This window comes from Streptomyces sp. NPDC056061 (genome assembly GCF_042266885.1).
GTDB lineage: Bacteria > Actinomycetota > Actinomycetes > Streptomycetales > Streptomycetaceae > Streptomyces.
In genome coordinates, this window is sequence record NZ_JBHJWQ010000003.1 from 18829 (window position 1) to 35641 (window position 16813).

Sequence of the window (16813 nt, forward strand, 5' to 3'; positions counted from 1 at the left end):
CGTGGCCACCTTCCTCTACCGACTAGGACGCTTTTCCTTCCGGAGGCGGCGGCTCGTCGCCCTGCTCTGGGTGGCCGTCCTCGCCGCCTGCGCCTTCGCCGCGGCCAAGGCACCCACCGCCGCCGAGGACGGGTTCTCGATGCCCGGCACGGAGTCGCAGCGGGCGTTCGACCTGCTGGACCAGCGGTTCCCCGGCCAGAACTCCAACGGCGCCGACGCCCGCATCGTCTTCGTCGCCCCCGAGGGCCAGAAGGTGACGGCGGGCGCCAACAGGGCGGCCGTCGAGAAGGTCGTCGCAAACGTCGCGGGCGGCCCGCAGGTCAAGGGTGCCCTCAACCCGTTCGACATGGCCGGGGCCATCAGCAAGGACGGCAGGACCGCGTACTCGACCATCTCGTACGACGTCCAGAGCATCGACCTCACCGACGCCACCACCAAGGCGCTGGAGGACGCCGCGGAGGACGGGCGCAAGGCCGGTCTGACGGTCGAGCTCGGCGGTTCGGCGCTCCAGGCGGACGCCGAGTTGGGCGGCACGACGGAGCTCGTCGGTATCGCCGCCGCGGCGGTCGTCCTGCTGATCACCTTCGGTTCGCTGGCCGCGGCGGGCCTCCCGCTGCTCACCGCGATCATCGGCGTCGGTGTCGGCGTGGCGTCGATCATCGCCATCGGGATGTCCACCACGACCACCACGCTCGCCATGATGCTGGGGCTCGCGGTCGGCATCGACTACGCCCTGTTCATCGTCTCCCGCTACCGGACGGAACGTGCCGAGGGGCACGACGCCGAGGAGGCCGTCGCCCGCGCCGTGGGGACGGCGGGTTCCGCCGTGGTGTTCGCTGGCCTCACCGTGGTCATCGCCCTGGCGGGGCTGGCCGTGGTGAACATTCCCGTCCTCACCAAGATGGGCCTCGCCGCGGCGAGCACTGTCGTGATCGCCGTACTTGTCGCGATGACCCTGCTGCCCGCGCTGCTCGGTTTCTTCCAGCGGGCCGTCCTGCCGCGCGGCAGCAGGGGCTCCTCCGGGAGCGGGCGCCGCGCCCGGAACCCCCGCGCCGGGGGCACGGACGCCGCCGGGCCCCGGCTGGGCACCCGGTGGGCCCGCTTCGTGGTCCGTCGCCCCCTCATGGTCCTCGTACTCGGCATCCTCGGCCTCGGCCTGGTCTCCGTACCGGCCCTCGATCTCCAGCTCGGCATGCCCGGCGACGAGTCGCAGCCCACCTCCAGCACCAAGCGCCGCGCCTACGACGCCCTGGCCGACGGATTCGGCCCCGGGTTCAACGGGCCGCTCACCGTCGTCATCGACGCCAAGGCGTCCGGCGACCGGAAGGGCGCTGCGGCGCGGGCCGCGAAGGAGCTCACCGGCACCGACGGCATCGTTGCCGTGACACCCCCCGCCTTCAACGAGGCCGGCGACACCGCCGTCCTCACCGCCGTGCCCTCCACCGGCCCGAGCTCCTCGGACACCACGGACCTCGTCCGCACGATCCGCGACGAAGCACCCGGGCTGAAGTCGGAGACCGGCGCGACCATGCTCGTCACCGGCACCACCGCGGTGAACATCGACGTGTCGCAGAAACTCAGCGACGCCCTGGTGCCCTACCTCGCGCTCGTCGTCGGCCTGGCGTTCCTGCTCCTGATGGTCGTCTTCCGGTCCCTGCTGGTCCCGCTCAAGGCGGCGCTCGGCTTCCTGCTGTCCGTGGCGGCGGCCTTCGGTGTGATCGTGGCGGTCTTCCAGTGGGGATGGCTCGCCGACGCCCTCGGTGTCGAGCAGACCGGTCCCGTGATGAGCATGATGCCGATCTTCCTCATCGGTGTGGTCTTCGGCCTGGCCATGGACTACGAGGTCTTCCTGGTGACCCGGATACGGGAGGCGTACGTCCACGGCGAACGGCCCGGTCAGGCGATCGTCACCGGGTTCCGGCACAGCGCCCGGGTGGTCGCGGCCGCCGCCGTCATCATGATCGCGGTGTTCGCCGGCTTCATCGGGATGAGCGATTCGATGATCAAGATGATGGGCGTGGGCCTCGCCGCCGCCGTCTTCTTCGACGCCTTCGTCGTCCGCATGACGATCGTCCCCGCCGTTCTGGCCCTGCTCGGCGACCGTGCGTGGCGGCTGCCCCGGTGGCTGGACCGGTTCGTGCCCCAGGTGGACGTGGAGGGCGAGCGCCTGGGCCGGAGCGGGCCGACGGCCGTGCCCACGGACGCGGCGGAAACGGCACCCGACCCCGTACGCGTGTGACGACCCGCCCCGGATCCGTTCCCGCACCCGGCCCCCGAGCACGACCGGCACCGGGTACGGGAACGGACGGGGCCGGGGTCTCGGGGCCGTTCGCCGGATACCGCGGCGGGCGGCCCCGACACCTCACGTCCGACGGACGGGTCGGCGACCATGGTGGTGGCCGAGAAGGAAAGAAGCCTTTCATGTTCACCGACTGGCGGCAGTGGACCCGACAGCACCCCCGGACCATCGATGTGGCGGTGGCGGTGCTGCTGTGGATCTTCGCGGTCTTCTCCAGCACCCTGACCGGCGCCCGGATCGTCCGTGCGCCGACGCTCGCCTTCTGCCTGGCCGCCGCGGTGCCCTCCCTCGTCCTGCTGCTGGGCCACCGCGCCCATCCGCGCGCCGTGGTGGTGGTGACCACGGCGTGCGGGGGCGCCCTCGGGCTGATGAGCAACGCCATCGGCTCCGACCCCAGCCCCAGCGTCGCCGGTGCCGCGCTGGTCGCCCTGTACCTGCTGGCCCTGCGCACGGACCTGCGCACAACCACGGTGTACACGGCCGGGGCGACCGTCGCCCTCGCCGTCGTCTCCATCTTCTGGGGGCATGGCGCACTGCTGCGGCCCGACCAGATCGGCATCCTGTCCTGCGTGCTGCTGGCGGGCGCGGTGGGCGAGTCGGTGCGCAGCCGCCGCGACTACGTGGCCGCCGTGGAGGCGCGGGCCGAACTCGCCGAACGCACCCGTGAGGAGGAGGCACGCCACCGGGTGAGCGAGGAACGCACCCGGATCGCCCGCGAACTCCACGACATCGTCGCGCACCACATCGCCCTCGCCCACGCCCAGGCATCCACCGCCTCGTACCTGCTGCGCACCCGGCCGGCCCAGGCGCAGCAGATGATGGACCAGCTCGCCGGGACCACCTCATCGGCGCTGCGCGAACTCAAGGCGACCGTGGGTCTGCTGCGCAGCGAGGGCGACCCGGAGACGCCCCTGGAGCCCTCCCCCGGCCTCGCCCAGCTCCCCGAGCTGATCGCATCGTTCGAGCAGACGGGCCTGGTCGTCCAGGTGTCGGTGGAGGGGACGGTGCGGCCGTTGTCGCCGGGCACGGACCTCACCGCGTACCGGATCGTGCAGGAGGCGCTGACCAACGTCACCAAGCACGCGGACTCCGCGACGGCCTCGGTCCGGCTCGGCTACTCGCGCCGACTGCTCACGCTCACGGTCAGCGACGACGGGGACGGCTCGCGGGCGGCGGGCACTGCCGGGTACGGCCTCATCGGCATGCGGGAACGGGCCCTGTCCGTCGGCGGGCGGCTTTCCGCCGGGCACCGGGAGACCGGTGGCTTCGAAGTGACCACGGAACTCCCGCTGGAGGCGGAGGCCGAGGAGAAGGAGAAGGAGAAGGAGAAGGAGGCGGAGGAAGAGAAAGAGGACGAGAGGGAGGAACGGGCGGAGGAGGAGGCACGGGGGGAGACGGGGGCGGACAGGTCCGCGCCCCACCGGGACGACGACGGGACGAGAGGACGGCACGGTGACCATCCGGGTACTGCTGGCCGATGACCAGGCATTGCTGGCCGGAACCTTCCGGCTGCTGATCGACGCGAACGACGACATGGAGGTCGTCGGTGTCGCGGCGGACGGCCGGGAGGCGGTGGAACAGGCCCGGGCCACGCGACCCGATGTCGTCGTGATGGACATCCGCATGCCGGGGCTCGACGGGGTGGGGGCGACGGAGCGGATCTGCCGCGACGAGGACCTGCACGAGACCCGCATCCTGATCCTCACCACGTTCGAGATCGACGAGTACGTGACCCGGGCCCTGCGCGCGGGCGCCAGCGGGTTCCTCGGCAAGGACGTCGCCCCCGAGGAGCTGCTGGCCGCCATCCGCACCGTCGCGGTGGGCGACACCCTGCTGTCGCCCACCGCGACCCGGGCCCTGATCGACCGATACCTGGCCCTTCCCGAAGGCAGAGTCGCCGCGCCCGAGGTCCTGAACGTCCTCACGGCACGCGAGCGCGAGGTCATGGCGCAGGTCGCCGAGGGCCTGTCGAACGACGAGATCGCCGCGCGGATGCACGTCAGCCCGCTGACGGTGCGCACCCACGTCGGACGGGCGATGACGAAGCTGGGGGCGCGGCACCGGGCCCAACTCGTCGCCATGGCCTACCAGTCGGGCCTGGTGCGGGTGAACCTTCCGCAGCCGGGCGACGGATGAGGGGCGTCACGGTCGCGGGCGGCACCGGCTGAGACGTGTGTCCCGGCCGCCGGTCGGGACACACGTCCACGCAGCGGCATGACCTCGACGGCGCGACCACAACGGCGCCGGTTCGAGGGCACGTTGTCCGGCGGCACGATGCCCGGCGGCACCGGTTGGACGACCCGAACCCGACAACGCCGGCACGACGGCACGATGTTCGGTGGTGACGGTTCGGCGGCGCCGCCTACGGGGCGGGTTCCGCGACCGCCACGAGTCGTTCCTCTCCGACTCCCCCGCAGGTGCAGGGACGTCCGGTTCGTCCGAGGCTCGCCTCGATGCCGTCCAGCGCCCTTCGGGCAGCGGCGATCTGGACCCGCAACGCCTCGGCCGACTCCGCGGTGTCGATGGCCTCCATGGCCCCCACCGCGCCCATGGCCCCCACCGCGCCCATGACGTCGACGGCCCCGAGACCTGTGACGGGCCCGTCGGCGCCGGAGCCCCCGGCGTCTTCCCGGACGTCACCGCCGTCCGGGTGCGGTCGCTGCCCGGCCTCCTCCATCCGATCGCGCTCCTTCTCCAACTCCCTTGCCTCTTCGAGAGAGTTGATGACCACTCCGATGAGGAGATTGACGAGCAGGAACGAGCCGAGGAGAACGAACGACGCGAAGTAGACGATCGTCCAGCGGGATATCTCCAGCCCGTCGCGGACCGCGTCCCCGAGGCCGTCGAGCGTGATGAGGAGGAAGAGACTGAGTGCCGCGCGGCCGAGCGAGCCGAAGTGCTCGGGGTTGTCCGCGGCGAAGAACACCCAGCCGACCATGGCGTAGACGTAGAGCAGGAGCGTGCCGACGAGCAGAAAGCTCAGCGTGCCGGGCAGGCTCTTGCCCACTGCCACGATCACGATGCGGAGCTGGGGCAGGAAACGCGCGGCCCGCAACACCCGGGCCAGCCGCAGCAGTCTCAGCACCGTGGCGTTCTCGCGGGCGAACGGCAGGAAGGCGAGCACGACGACGAGCACGTCGAACACGTTCCACGGGTCACGGAAGAAGTCCCGGGGCCGGTCGGCATGGGCGGCGGCCCGCAACAGGATCTCGACGGTGAACGCGGCGAGAAAGGCGTGCTCCGTCGTCTTGAGCGCACCGTGCCACTGCTGCACGACACCGCTGTACGTCTCGACGCCCAGCAGCGCCGCGTTGGTCACGATGAGACAGAACACGGCACCGGTGAAGGCCGGGGAGTCCACGATTCCGCGGCTGCGCACGGCGATCGCACGCCGTAAGGGTGCGGCGACCTGGTCGGACATGGTGTGACGTGTCTCCTCGCAGACGTACGGTGCCCCCGCAGGCCGGCTCCCGCTCACCGGCAGAAGTGGATCTTACGACCTCTCCGGCGCGCGCCTCCGCGTCCGCATGGCCGGTGCTGGGACCGCATGGGTTCGCCGAGTTGGTGGTCGTGGCGGCTGGACATGCGGTGACGTCCGATCCGAGCGCTGGAGGTGCGGTGGCCGAGCCTGTCCGTATGCGCAGACCGACCGGCCAGGAGGGGCAGAAGCCGCAGCAGATCGTGCGCCGGGGCAGCACCACCTCGGTGCGCTGTCGGCGCACGACGATGCTGCCGGCCTCGGCCGGCGGGAACCGGGAGCCGGTGATTGCCCAGCTGGTGCAGACCGACGAGGACACCGTCCGGGACGTGATCCACCGGTTCGACGAAATCGGCCTGGCCCCGGCCCCTCGGTGGGCGGGAGGCCGTACCCGCCAACTCGGCCCTGAAGAAGAAGACTTCGTCATCCAGACGGCCACCACCCACCCCACCAAACTCGGCCAGCCCTTCAGCCGCTGGTCCCTGCGCAAGCTCGTCGCCCACCTGCGGAAAGTCCACACCGGCGGCAGCCCTGATCCGCGTTCACCTCACGGCCCGACCGGGGCTCAACACAGCTGCGAACCCCACCTCCCAACTGCTGATTCCCGGCTTCATGCCGGGCCGCCCGATGCACGTCAACGCAGTCGCGAATATCCTCCGTGCGATCGGCATCCGGCCCCTGGCAGCCCGGTCGCGTGCCTGTTTTGCAGATGATCCGCGAGGCCCCGCCCTCCGTCCTCGCGAATGCCCTGGGCATCAGCGCCACCACCGCGATGCGCTACGCGGAACAAGCCGGCCCCGACTACCTCGCCTACGCGTCGATCGCGAAGCGGTAGACCGTGGACTGCCTGACCTGGAAGCCGAGACGCTCATACAGTCGGTTCGCCGCCGCACGATCCGGTCGGGAAGTGAGATCAACCGTCCGGGCACCCGCTTCCCGGGCGAGCCGCAGGGCCTCCTGGGTGAGAAGGCCCGCGACTCCCTGGCCTCGTGCCGCGCTGTCCACGACCACGTCTTCGACGCGGGCGCGCAAGCCGGACGGCAAGGGCAACAGCACCAGCGTCAGGGTGCCGACGATCGAGTCAGGAGTGCGGGCAACGAGCACGGTGTTGGCATCACAAGTCACCATCCGGTCGAGCGCTTCGTAGTCGAGGGGCTTGGCGGTCGAAGACAACTGCGGAAGCAACCTGCCGAAAGCGTCGACGAGCTCCTGACTCGCCGCCCGGATGATCTCTACACGGATGTCCATGCCAGGAGCCTATCCGTCGACCGACACTGCACAGTCACTCCAGCAGGATGGGTCGCTGCCGACCACTCACCCCTGACGAATAGCCGTCCTTACCACCATGTTGCTTCCGTCAGTGCGGCAGAGTCTGCGTCATGTTTGAACTGCGCACTTTGGAATCAGACGACTGGCCGATCTGGCGGGAACTGCGGCAGGCAGCCCTGGCGGAGGCGCCCTACGCGTTCGGGTCGACGCTTGCCCAGTGGCAGGGAACCGGTGATCGCGAAGACCGCTGGCGTGCCCGTCTGGAGATTCCCGGCGCACACAATGTCGTTGCGATGGTTGATGGTCGTCCTGCGGGCATGGCCAGCGGCGTTCCAGTCGAGCAGGCAGAGGACAGCGTTGAGCTGATCTCGATGTGGGTCAGTCCCGCGGCCCGGGGCAGAGGGGTCGGCGACTGCCTGATCCGGGAGGTTGCACGGTGGGCCGCGGAGCGAGGTGCCAAGTCTCTGCGCTTGTCCGTGATGCCGGACAACAAGAGGGCTGCCGCTCTCTACGAGCGCCACGGCTTCACGGACACCGGTGTGCCGGGTGACCTCCTGCCTGATGGCCTGGGTAGGGAACGGGTCATGGCCAAGGACCTGATGAACTGTAGGTTCCCGGCGTGAGTGACGACGGAAAAACTCGGGTTCGATTCGCGGCGCAGGCGGACGCAGGCGTGATCGCGCACATCCACATGACTTCTCGGTCGGCGACCATGCCCTATCTGCCGCCGCAGAAACGCAATCACGAGCAGGTGACCCGATGGGTCCGGGACGTCCTGCTCAAGCAATGCCGCACCTGGGTCGCAGTGCGTGATACAGAGATCACCGGCTATGCCGCCCTTGACGGCGACATGCTCGAACACCTCTATCTGCGCCCCGACGTCCGTCGGCAGGGCATCGGCACGCTACTGCTCAACGAGGTCAGGCGACACAGCCCGGACGGGGTGTCCCTGCACGTCTTTCAGCAGAACACCGAAGCCCGCGCGTTCTACGAGCGCCACGGCTTCACCGTCCTCGACACCAGCGACGGCGACCGCAACATGGAGAACCTGCCGGACATGACCCTTCGCTGGACACCCGCCCACGCCCGGTGAACCGCGCCGCCGACGAGCCGCATGGCGTGCCCGGCGGTTACGCCGCGTTGGCGAGTGGGAGTCCGCCCCAGCGGATGCCCTTCTCGCTGCGGATGCGAGCGCGCAGCGGCGGATGTCGGTGCCTTTGTGGGCGGACAGGTCGTCCAGGATCACGTGGATCGGTGCGCCGTCGGGCCGGGCGGCGCGGAGCGGACCTCATGCGGTCACAGCACTGGCGTGGGACTGTGGATGAGCCGGACATACCGGATGTATCGGGCGAATCCGCCGAGCGCGAAGGAGTAGGAGCCATGGCTGTACAACCGGAGGGCACGCCGTGCTGGGCCGACGCGATGTTCCCCGATCTCGAAGCGGCCAAGAGCTTCTACGGTGACGTGCTGGGCTGGACGTTCGGCGAGTCGGCGGAGGAGTACGGCAACTACACGCAGGCGTACGCCGACGGCAAGGCGGTCGCGGCCGTCGTGCCGCCGATGCCCGGCCAGGAGACCCCGGCGGCCTGGTGCCTGTACCTCGCCGCATCGGACGCCGACGCCACCGCCACGAAGATCCGCGACAACGGCGGCGAGACGCTGATGGACCCGATGCGGGTCGGCGACTTCGGCACGATGCTGATGGCCCGCGACCCCTCCGGCGTCGTCTTCGGCGTCTGGCAGGCGGGCTCCCACGAGGGCTTCGAGGCACAGAGGGTGCCCGGCGCGTACTGCTGGTCCGAAATCTTCACCCGGAAGCCGGAGGAGGCCGACGCCTTCTTCTCCGCCGTGTTCCCGTACAGCATGATGCGCATGGCCGACGAGCACGTCGACTTCAGGCTGTACAACCTCGGTGACGCGACGGTCCTGGGGCGGATGCGGATGGGCGACGACTTCCCGCCCGAGGTGCCGCCGCACATGAACGTGTACTTCACCGTCGCGGACTGCGACGCGGCCGTGGCGAGGGCGACCGAGCGCGGCGCGATCCTGCGGTTCGGCCCGATGAGCATGCCGTTCGGCCGGTTCGCGGCGCTGACGGATCCGCAGGGTGCGGCGTTCTCCGTGATCGACGTCGACACGACCGAGGGCGACATGCCCAGGATGTCGCCGGTGTCCTGACCCGGCCGCGACCGGGTGACGGGCGAGGCCGTCCCCCGCGGGCCCCGCCCGAGTTGCGGGGCCCGCGCACATGGGGTTGGTTCGAAGAGGAGACGGGCGGCACCCGTGACGTGAGGCGGGTACCGCGGGAGCCCGTGCGACAACGGTCGCCCGCCCCGTCCCCTCAATCCCCGTCCCCCGTCCTTCCCTGTCGGTCCCCTCGTCCGGGGGTGAGGCACCGTGCTCTTCGTCGATCGCGCGGACGCGGGACAGCAACTTGCCGAGGCACTGCGTCATCTGGAGCGTGAACACCCCATCGTGCTGGGCCTGCCGCGCGGCGGGGTCCCGGTGGCCTTCCAGGTGGCGCAGACGCTCGGCGGACTGCTCGACGTGATCGTGGTCCGCAAACTCGGCGTACCGCACCACGAGGAGGTGGCGTTCGGCGCCATAGGCGAGGGCGGGGTGCGGGTCGTCAACGAGGACGTCGTCAGCCATCTGCGGGCCGGGAAACAGGATCTGGCCGCGGTCGAGCGGGTCGAGGCGACGGAACTGGTGCGGCGCGCCCAGGCGTACCGGGCGGGCCGGCCCCGCATGCCGGTCGAGGGCCGGACCGTGATCGTCGTGGACGACGGTGTCGCGACCGGCGCCACCGCCGAGGCGGCCTGCCGGGTGGTCCGGGAACAGGCCCCGGCGCGCGTGGTGGCCGCCGTCCCGGTGGCGCCGCCGGACGCGCTGAACCGGCTCCGGAGGTGCGCGGACGAGGTGGTGTGCCTGTCCGTGCCCCGTCTGTTCCGCGCCGTCGGGGAGTGGTACCGCGACTTCTCGCAGACCTCGGACGAGGAGGTCGTCGCGCTGCTGGCCCGGGCCCGGGACGGCGGGCACGTCACGCCCGGCACCGACGAGGACGGCTGAGAGCCCGCTCGGAACCGCGGCGGCACGGGACGCGGCAGGCCCCTCCGGCGGGGAGCGGGCCACTCCCCGCCGGAGGGGTTCACACGGTTCCGGTCGGTCGGTTCACACGGCTCCGGTCGGTTCGCGCAGGCTTCCACCGGTCGGTTCACACGGCTCCGGTCGATTCGGGCGGGTTCAGGCGGTCGATTCGGGCGGGTTCCGGCGGTCAGTTCCGGCGGTCAGTTCGGGCGGGTTCCGGCGGTCGATTCGGGAGGGTTCCGGCGGTCGGTTCGGGCGGGTTCCGGCGGTCAGTTCGGACAGAGTGTGTCCCGCTCCGGCCGGACTCCCGTCGTCAGGAACGTGGTGACCGCGCGGTCCCCGCAGGCGTTGCCGTTCCCCAGGTAGACGCCGTGCCCACCGTGGTCGACAGCGACCATGCGGGCCCGGTCGCCGAAGGCCCGGCGCATCTTCATCGCCGCGGAGTACGGGGTCGCCGGGTCGCGCAGGTTCTGGATCATGAGGATGTTGGACGGCCCCTCGTCGGTGATCCTGGCCGGCCGGTCGGCCGGGGCGTCCTTCCAGAAGGAGCAGGGGGTGATGTTCCTCGGCATCCCGGCCGAGAGCGGGTGCTCGGCACGGTCCTCGGCCACGGCGCGGGCCACGGCGCGCCGGTACGCCGGGTCCGCGGCCGGCCAGCGGACGTCGTTGCAGATCACGGCGATCGTGACGGCGGCGTCCGGGTCCGGGAGCGGCTGGGCCAGCGCGGCGGGCAGGACCGGCTTCGCGGAGGCGTCCGCGGCCGCCCGGAGCAGCGTGGCCAACGGGGCGAAGAAGTCGTCGTCGTACAGCGCGTTCTGCAGCGCCTGCCGCAGACGGTTGCCGGTCAGTGGCACACCGGGCGTGGTGGACTCCTTCGGCTCACGGTCCAGTCGTGCGGCCAGCGCGAGCACCCACGGGCGTACGTCCTCGGCCCGTTCGGCGAGTCGCAGCCCCTCCGCCTCCCGGGCCGGGTCCGCGGCCCACCGTGCGAAGTCGGGGAACCGGTCCTCCGTGCCCACCGCCATGTTCGCCAGCCAGCCGCGCGCGCCCCGGGACGGATCGGGGTCATCGTTGCTGTCGAGCACCCAACGGTCCGTGCGGCCGGGGTACTTCTGGGCGTACACCGCACCCACGTAGGTGCCGTACGAGGTCCCCCAGGCGGACAGTTTCTCCTCGCCCAGGGCCTGCCTGAAGCGGTCGATGTCCCGCACCTCGTTGGCCGTGGTGAGGCCGCGCAGCATCGCCCCACCGTTGCGGGCGCACGCCTCGGCGGTCCGCCGCGACCGCTCCACGTTCCCGGTGATCGAGCCGTCGGCGGCGGGCCAGGACCGGAGGTTCACCAAATCCCGGTCCTCCGGGGCGAGTTCGCAGCTCGCCTTCGGGCTGCCGCCGACGCCGCGCGGGTCGAGGCCCACGATGTCGTACCGGCCCCCCGTCTCCCGCAGCAGTTCCTCCCCCTTCTGCGTCACCCGCTGCACCCCGGACGAACCGGGACCGCCGGGGATCACCAGCAGCGTCCCGCGCCGCGCCGAGGGGCGGTCGCTGCGCACCCGGGTCACCGCGAGCGAGATGCTCGGACCGTCCGGGGCCCGGTAGTCGAGCGGCACGGGCAGCTCGGCACACTCCTGTGCGGCGGGCCCGTCCGCCCGGGCACAGGGCTTCCAGTCGAGTGCCGGTAAGGAGTCGCCGGCGTGTGCCGGCGGAGTTGCGGCCCCGGTCAGGGTGGTGACCGCGACGGTGGCGGTCAGGGCGGCGAACGTGAGGGTCCTGCGGTTGGTCTTCATGCGACAAGCCTTGCCGCGCCGGGCTCGTCGGCCCATCCGGCAGGCACGAGACCCCGCGGTGGGGCAATCCCCCGGCCCCGCCGCGGCACCAGCCGGTCGGCGCCCCCTGCCACCGCAATGCGAGGCGATGGCAGGGGAACGCCGTTGAGGAGGAGCCGTCACCGGCGTCGGGCGATTCAACCCGGGGCACGCCGACAGCGGTCCGTCAGCCGTCGACCCTAGACACCCGCGGGCTCCCCGCGGCGTACCCACGCCAACGGCCGCGCCCGCTCCACTCCAACGGCGGCGCCACCCGGCGGCGCCGGGCCGCGCACGCCACCCGAGCGGCGGCAGCTCCATACAATCCGCGTACCGACCACGGCGCCACGGGCACCACGGGCACGACCAGCACCACCGGAACCACCGATACGACCAGCACCACCGCAACCACCAGCACCACCGATACGACCAGCACCACCGGGGTGACCGGCACGACCGGTCCGAACGGTTCTCCCCGAGAACGAGAGGTTCCAGTGGCCATCGAGGACAACACTCCGCGGCCCCGCCCCGTCACCGTCATCACCGGCGGCAGCCGGGGCATCGGTGCGGCGACCTGCGTCCGTCTGGCGTCCGACGGGCACGACCTCGTGCTGGGCTACGTCAGCGACGCCGGGGCCGCCGAGCGGACCGCCGCCGCGGTCCGGGACCACGGCGCGCGCTGCGTCACGGTACGGGCGGACACCGCCGTGGAAGCCGATGTGGAGCGGCTCTTCGACACCGCCGCCGACCGGCTCGGCCCGGTCACCGGACTGGTCAACAACGCCGGTGTGACCGGGCCGCTCGGACGGCTCGCCGACACCACCACCGACACCCTGCGCCGCGTGCTCGACGTGAATCTGCTCGGCGTGCTGCTGTGCTGCCGCCGGGCCGCGAAGGACATGGCGGCCACCGGGTCGGGCGCGATCGTCAACGTCTCCTCGGCAGCCGCCACCCTCGGCAGCCCCGGGGACTTCGTCCACTACGCGGCGACGAAGGCCGCGGTGGACGCCCTGACGGTCGGGCTGTCCAAGGAGCTGGGACCGGACGGCATCCGGGTCAACGCCGTCGCCCCCGGGATGATCGACACCGATATGCACGCCACTGCGGGCGACCCGGACCGGGCGCACGCCGCCGCGGCCGGAATCCCCCTCGGCCGACCGGGGGCGGCGACGGAGATCGCGGCAGCCGTCGCCTGGCTCCTGTCCGGCGAGGCGTCCTATGCGACCGGGGCCGTCCTGCGGGTCGCGGGCGGGCGCTGAGTTCACGGGCGGGCGGCGACCGGAGCGTCGTCGGGCAGGCGGTGACCGGAGCGCGGGCGGGGGGCGTGGCCGACGCCCGCGTCGGTCCCGGCGAGCGGAACGCAACGTTCCTGAGTCCTCAGGAGGAATGGCGAACGGTGACGAAAAATCCACCATTGAGCCGATCCGCACCCGGGTACAGGTGCCCCGTGCCGAACTTCGAGATCACCACAGCGAGCGCCGACGACCTCACGATGCTGGCCGAATGGGCCCATGAGGAGAGCTGGAACCCGGGACTGACCGACCGCCACGCCTTCTTCGCCGCCGACCCGCGCGGCTTCCTCGTCGGTCGGCTCGACGGCGATCCGATCTCCTGCGTCTCCGTGGTCCGCTACGGCACCGGCTTCGGGTTCCTCGGCTTCTACCTCACCCGGCCGGAACTGCGCGGTCGCGGCTACGGCCTCCGGACCTGGCAGGCGGGCATGGCACGGCTGGAAGGCCGCAACGTCGGACTCGACGGCGTGGTCGCCCAGCAGCCCAACTACCGTAAGTCCGGGTTCCGTTCCTTCTGGACCAATATGCGCTGGGAGGGGCATCCGGTCGATGCGCCGACCGCCCCGCCCGGCACCGTCCTGGTCGACGCCCGCACCATCCCCTTCGACCGGCTCGCCGCCTACGACCGCCGGTTCTTCCCCGCCGAGCGCGACAGCTTCCTCGCGCCGTGGATCGCCGACCCCGCCCGTATCCCGCTCGCCGCCGTCCGCGACGGGGAACTCCGGGGCCTCGCCGTGCGGCGCCCCTGCCGCACGGCATCGCGGATCGGCCCCGTGTACGCGGAGTCGCCCGAGGTGGCGGGCGCCCTGATCGGCGCACTCGCCGCCGCCGATCCGGACACCCCGGTGGCGGTCGACGTCCCCGACGTCAACCCGGCGGCCGTGCGGCTCGTGGAACGGCTGGGCCTCAGCCCGTCGTTCGAGACCGCCCGGATGTACACCGGCCCGTCGCCGGACATCGACCACGCCGGACTCTTCGGCATCACCAGCCTCGAACTGGGCTGAGGCCGCCCGACCGGGCAGCCGTCCCCGGCCGGACTGCCGGAGCCGCCCTCGGCCGGGCGCGGATACGACGCACTCGGCCGAGCGGTTGCGACAGGTGCGACAAGGGCAACGGGTGCCTTCAGCCGAGCGGGGCCATGTGTCCCCCTCGGCTCAGCAGGTGTGACGTCCTCAGCTCAGCGGGTGCGATGTCCTCAGCTCAGCGGGTGCGATGTCCTCAGCTCAGCGGGTGCGATGTCCTGCCGGATGCCTCGTCGATCTCGTCGTGTGCCTTGGTCAGCATCTTCATCGCCAGTTCGTTGAGCGCTCTGGCTCCCGCGATCTCCTCGCCGACCCTCGGCTGGTCCTTGTCGGAGGGGTGACGGCTCGCGTATCCGTGGGCCCTCACCTCGTTGCCGTCCGGCAGTCTCACCAGGGCGGCGGCACGGGTGCGGCGGGTGTCCTCCTCGAATTCGAGATCCACATGCCAACCGACGGCTGTGTGCGTCATCTCGATCACCTCTTCACCAGGGTGTGCATCTACCAGGGTGCGCCCGTTCCGGCGCCCCTGCACCACGGAACGCCCCCACGCACGGAGCGGATACCGCGCCCCCCGCCGCAGGCGGCCCGCCGACACCGGCCCGGTCCTGCCGTGTCCGCCCCCGCCGCGTCCGCTCCTACCCCCTCACTTCCGCTCCCACCCCCTCACTTCCCGGCCGGGCCGGGCGAGAAGGCCGGGGGCAGGTCCGGGGGCGGGGACGCCGAAGGGCGCGCGGAGGGGGCCGGGGACGGCGAGGCGGGCGGGGTGCGCGCGGGATCGAGGCGGTCGAAGTCGAGCGTGCCGTGCGTCGCCGGGGCGGCCGACGGAAGCCGGAACGCCGTCGCGATCTCCTCGGGCAGCGGGGCCATGCCCAGCAGGCCGGCGACGATCCGGGCCGTCAGCGTGTGCCAGGACCCGGCGCGGCGCAGCATCGCGTGGTCGCTCCCCCGGATCGCGACCAGGCAGGCGCGGGCCCCGGCGCGACGGGCGCGGACGGTGAAGGACTGGGACTCCCGGGGGCTCGTGATCCGGTCGCGGGTGCTGTGGACCAGGATCACGTCGCGGTCGGCGAGCTGGGCGACCGGGTCGTCCGCCGGGCACCAGGGGGCGAGGCCCACCACGCCGCGCACCAGCGGATGCCCGGCGGCACGCAGGGCGGCGCGGGCGCCCATCGAGTGGCCGAGCAGGACCACCGGGATCTCGCCCGCCTCGTCCCGCAGGGCGTCGAGGGCGTCCGTCGCGTCGTGCAGCGGGTCCTCGCGGGGGCCGTTCCAGCCCTGGTGGGAGTAGCGGACGGAGCGCACCAGGACGTCGTCCCCCAGTTCCTCGCCCGGTGCCCCGGCGACGACCCGGGCGAACGGCAGCATCCGCAGGCCGGGAAGGTTCAGCGGGCCGGGCGGCGGGGGCCCCAGGCCGGTCTCGCGGCCGCCGTGCAGCAGGAGCACGGCCGCGGACGGCGTCGGTCCTCGGTCTGTCATACGCCTCTCCTGCCTGCCTCCTGGCGTGGAGGCCGGTTCGTGACGGGGATGCCGCACCGGGCGCGGCGGTGTGTGCCGGACTGCCCCGACCGCGGTGTCCGGCGCACGCCCCGTCGTCCACAGGGTGTGGACGAACGCGGCCCGCGATTCGTGCCCGCCACGGGCCGTACCCGCCCGGCCATGGCCCCGGACGGGGCTCCGGCCGCGACCGGGACGCGGTCGGAGCCCCGAAACCTGAACACGACCGCAACCGAAGCCCGGACGCGAGCGTGAAGACAGGTACGGGTGCGACTCCGGGACGCACCCGATTGCCGAACGTGCCCTCCGGCAATGATCCGGCATAAAGGACGGGTAAAAGATTTCCGGATCTCGGCAGTGTGCACGACCGTGCGTATATGGGATCATCCAGCCAGCTCGACGGAAATGTTCGGGGGAAGCATGTTCGGGGGATTTCGGGGACCGGGAGAGGTGATCGTGTGACCTTGTTCCTCGGTCTCGGTATTGCGGGAATCGTCCTGCTCGTCCTGTCCCTGATCTTCGACGGCATATTCGAGGGCCTCTTCGGGGGCGCCCTGAGCGGTTTCTTCGACGGCCTGCTGTCCCTCCCGGTCATCGCCGGTTTCCTCTCGATGCTCGGTTTCGGAGGCGCGATCGTGCTCGGCACCACCGGACTCGGCACCATGGCCGCGATCGTCGCCGGAGGTCTCGCCGGAATCTTCGCGGCTACGCTGATCTGGAAGTTCAGCAAAGTCCTGATGCGGGACCAGACCGACTCCACGCCGCGCGGCGACGATCTGGTCGGCACGTCCGGCTCGGTCGTCACGGCCATCCCGGCCAACGGCTACGGCGAGGTCCTGCTGCGACTCGGCGGCCAACCGGTGAAGTTGGCGGCGAAGAGTCCGGTGCCGGTCGAACGCGGCACCGAGGTCTGGGTGGAGGCCGCGCTGTCGACCACCTCGGTCGCGGTCCGCCCCGTCGAGCGCTGACCCCCGACCGACACACCCGCGGTGCGCCATGCCGTACCGCCCGACCCGACACACCCGCGGTGCGCCGCACCGGCCCGCGCCCGTACCGCCCGACTCGAACTG

At 71.7% G+C, this 16813-nt stretch carries 15 protein-coding genes and 3 pseudogenes; 12 read left to right on the top strand and 6 right to left on the bottom strand.

What is annotated here, in order from left to right; all coding sequences use genetic code 11:
• Position 1 precedes the first annotated feature (1 nt).
• The 3 genes from ACFC79_RS06170 (at position 2) to ACFC79_RS06180 (ending at position 4435) form a co-directional block, all read left to right on the top strand.
• The gene (locus tag ACFC79_RS06170; protein WP_376235890.1) at positions 2-2239 is read left to right on the top strand and encodes an MMPL family transporter; all 2238 of its coding nucleotides are present in this window, start codon (positions 2-4) and stop codon (positions 2237-2239) included.
• Between the two features lie 182 nt (positions 2240-2421).
• Positions 2422-3780, top strand: coding sequence for a sensor histidine kinase (locus ACFC79_RS06175; RefSeq protein WP_376235892.1), 1359 nt, complete (start codon positions 2422-2424; stop codon positions 3778-3780).
• Positions 3752-4435 carry a response regulator gene (locus ACFC79_RS06180; protein WP_376235894.1) on the top strand — a complete coding sequence of 228 codons (684 nt, stop codon included), beginning with the start codon at positions 3752-3754 and terminating at the stop codon, positions 4433-4435. Before ACFC79_RS06175 ends, ACFC79_RS06180 begins: the two co-directional genes overlap by 29 nt.
• Positions 4436-4661: 226 nt before the next feature.
• Here ACFC79_RS06180 and ACFC79_RS06185 read toward each other — a convergent pair whose 3' ends face one another.
• The gene (locus ACFC79_RS06185; protein ID WP_376235897.1) at positions 4662-5720 is read right to left on the bottom strand and encodes an ion transporter; all 1059 of its coding nucleotides are present in this window, start codon (positions 5718-5720) and stop codon (positions 4662-4664) included.
• 197 nt (positions 5721-5917) lie between these two features.
• On the opposite strand from ACFC79_RS06185, the pseudogene ACFC79_RS06190 reads away from it, so the two are divergent.
• Both ACFC79_RS06190 and ACFC79_RS06195 read left to right on the top strand, forming a co-directional pair.
• Positions 5918-6295, top strand: a pseudogene (locus ACFC79_RS06190) (helix-turn-helix domain-containing protein); the annotation flags it as partial.
• Between the two features lie 176 nt (positions 6296-6471).
• Complete coding sequence (locus ACFC79_RS06195; protein ID WP_376235899.1) at positions 6472-6612, top strand: hypothetical protein; 141 nt, start codon at positions 6472-6474, stop codon at positions 6610-6612.
• On the opposite strand, the gene ACFC79_RS06200 is transcribed toward ACFC79_RS06195, so the two are convergent.
• On the bottom strand, positions 6588-7025 hold the full coding sequence (locus ACFC79_RS06200; RefSeq protein ID WP_376235902.1) for a GNAT family N-acetyltransferase: 438 nt from the start codon (positions 7023-7025) through the stop codon (positions 6588-6590). The two genes, ACFC79_RS06195 and ACFC79_RS06200, sit on opposite strands and share 25 nt — an antisense overlap.
• Positions 7026-7156: 131 nt before the next feature.
• On the opposite strand from ACFC79_RS06200, the gene ACFC79_RS06205 reads away from it, so the two are divergent.
• Positions 7157-7669, top strand: a complete 513-nt coding sequence (locus ACFC79_RS06205) for a GNAT family N-acetyltransferase (RefSeq protein WP_376235904.1) — start codon at positions 7157-7159, stop codon at positions 7667-7669.
• Positions 7666-8139 (top strand): GNAT family N-acetyltransferase, encoded by a 474-nt coding sequence (locus ACFC79_RS06210; protein ID WP_376235907.1) that lies wholly within the window; start codon positions 7666-7668, stop codon positions 8137-8139. The genes ACFC79_RS06205 and ACFC79_RS06210 overlap by 4 nt, the downstream gene beginning before the upstream one ends.
• Before the next feature lie 99 nt (positions 8140-8238).
• Here the strand turns inward: ACFC79_RS06210 and ACFC79_RS06215 are convergent.
• A pseudogene (locus ACFC79_RS06215) lies at positions 8239-8328 on the bottom strand (IS630 family transposase); the annotation flags it as partial.
• Between the two features lie 98 nt (positions 8329-8426).
• On the opposite strand from ACFC79_RS06215, the gene ACFC79_RS06220 reads away from it, so the two are divergent.
• Complete coding sequence (locus tag ACFC79_RS06220; protein WP_376235909.1) at positions 8427-9224, top strand: VOC family protein; 798 nt, start codon at positions 8427-8429, stop codon at positions 9222-9224.
• A 219-nt stretch (positions 9225-9443) separates the two neighbouring features.
• Positions 9444-10070: pseudogene (locus ACFC79_RS06225) on the top strand (phosphoribosyltransferase); the annotation flags it as partial.
• A gap of 332 nt (positions 10071-10402) precedes the next feature.
• On the opposite strand, the gene ACFC79_RS06230 reads toward ACFC79_RS06225, so the two are convergent.
• Positions 10403-11917: an alpha/beta hydrolase gene (locus ACFC79_RS06230; protein WP_376235911.1), complete on the bottom strand. Its 1515-nt coding sequence runs from the start codon at positions 11915-11917 to the stop codon at positions 10403-10405.
• 512 nt (positions 11918-12429) lie between these two features.
• Between ACFC79_RS06230 and ACFC79_RS06235 the strand changes: the two genes are divergently transcribed.
• Positions 12430-13194: an SDR family oxidoreductase gene (locus tag ACFC79_RS06235; protein WP_376235914.1), complete on the top strand. Its 765-nt coding sequence runs from the start codon at positions 12430-12432 to the stop codon at positions 13192-13194.
• A gap of 188 nt (positions 13195-13382) precedes the next feature.
• Positions 13383-14231, top strand: a complete 849-nt coding sequence (locus ACFC79_RS06240) for a GNAT family N-acetyltransferase (protein WP_376235916.1) — start codon at positions 13383-13385, stop codon at positions 14229-14231.
• A gap of 214 nt (positions 14232-14445) precedes the next feature.
• Here the strand turns inward: ACFC79_RS06240 and ACFC79_RS06245 are convergent, their stop codons facing one another.
• A complete protein-coding gene (locus tag ACFC79_RS06245) occupies positions 14446-14718 on the bottom strand; it encodes a DUF1876 domain-containing protein (protein ID WP_376235918.1) in 273 nt (90 codons plus the stop codon).
• Between the two features lie 194 nt (positions 14719-14912).
• Positions 14913-15725, bottom strand: a complete 813-nt coding sequence (locus ACFC79_RS06250) for an alpha/beta hydrolase (protein WP_376235921.1) — start codon at positions 15723-15725, stop codon at positions 14913-14915.
• A gap of 476 nt (positions 15726-16201) precedes the next feature.
• Between ACFC79_RS06250 and ACFC79_RS06255 the strand changes: the two genes are divergently transcribed.
• Positions 16202-16711 (top strand): NfeD family protein, encoded by a 510-nt coding sequence (locus ACFC79_RS06255; RefSeq protein WP_376235923.1) that lies wholly within the window; start codon positions 16202-16204, stop codon positions 16709-16711.
• Positions 16712-16813 lie beyond the last annotated feature (102 nt).

What these genes read in the sequence shown, in the direction of transcription:
- ACFC79_RS06175 (WP_376235892.1), top strand. Translation starts at nt 2,422, where the DNA reads ATGTTCACCGACTGGCGGCAGTGGACCCGACAGCACCCCCGGACCATC.
- ACFC79_RS06230 (WP_376235911.1), bottom strand. Translation starts at nt 11,917, where the DNA reads ATGAAGACCAACCGCAGGACCCTCACGTTCGCCGCCCTGACCGCCACC.
- ACFC79_RS06205 (WP_376235904.1), top strand. Translation starts at nt 7,157, where the DNA reads ATGTTTGAACTGCGCACTTTGGAATCAGACGACTGGCCGATCTGGCGG.
- ACFC79_RS06185 (WP_376235897.1), bottom strand. Translation starts at nt 5,720, where the DNA reads ATGTCCGACCAGGTCGCCGCACCCTTACGGCGTGCGATCGCCGTGCGC.
- ACFC79_RS06250 (WP_376235921.1), bottom strand. Translation starts at nt 15,725, where the DNA reads ATGACAGACCGAGGACCGACGCCGTCCGCGGCCGTGCTCCTGCTGCAC.
- ACFC79_RS06200 (WP_376235902.1), bottom strand. Translation starts at nt 7,025, where the DNA reads ATGGACATCCGTGTAGAGATCATCCGGGCGGCGAGTCAGGAGCTCGTC.
- ACFC79_RS06220 (WP_376235909.1), top strand. Translation starts at nt 8,427, where the DNA reads ATGGCTGTACAACCGGAGGGCACGCCGTGCTGGGCCGACGCGATGTTC.
- ACFC79_RS06245 (WP_376235918.1), bottom strand. Translation starts at nt 14,718, where the DNA reads ATGACGCACACAGCCGTCGGTTGGCATGTGGATCTCGAATTCGAGGAG.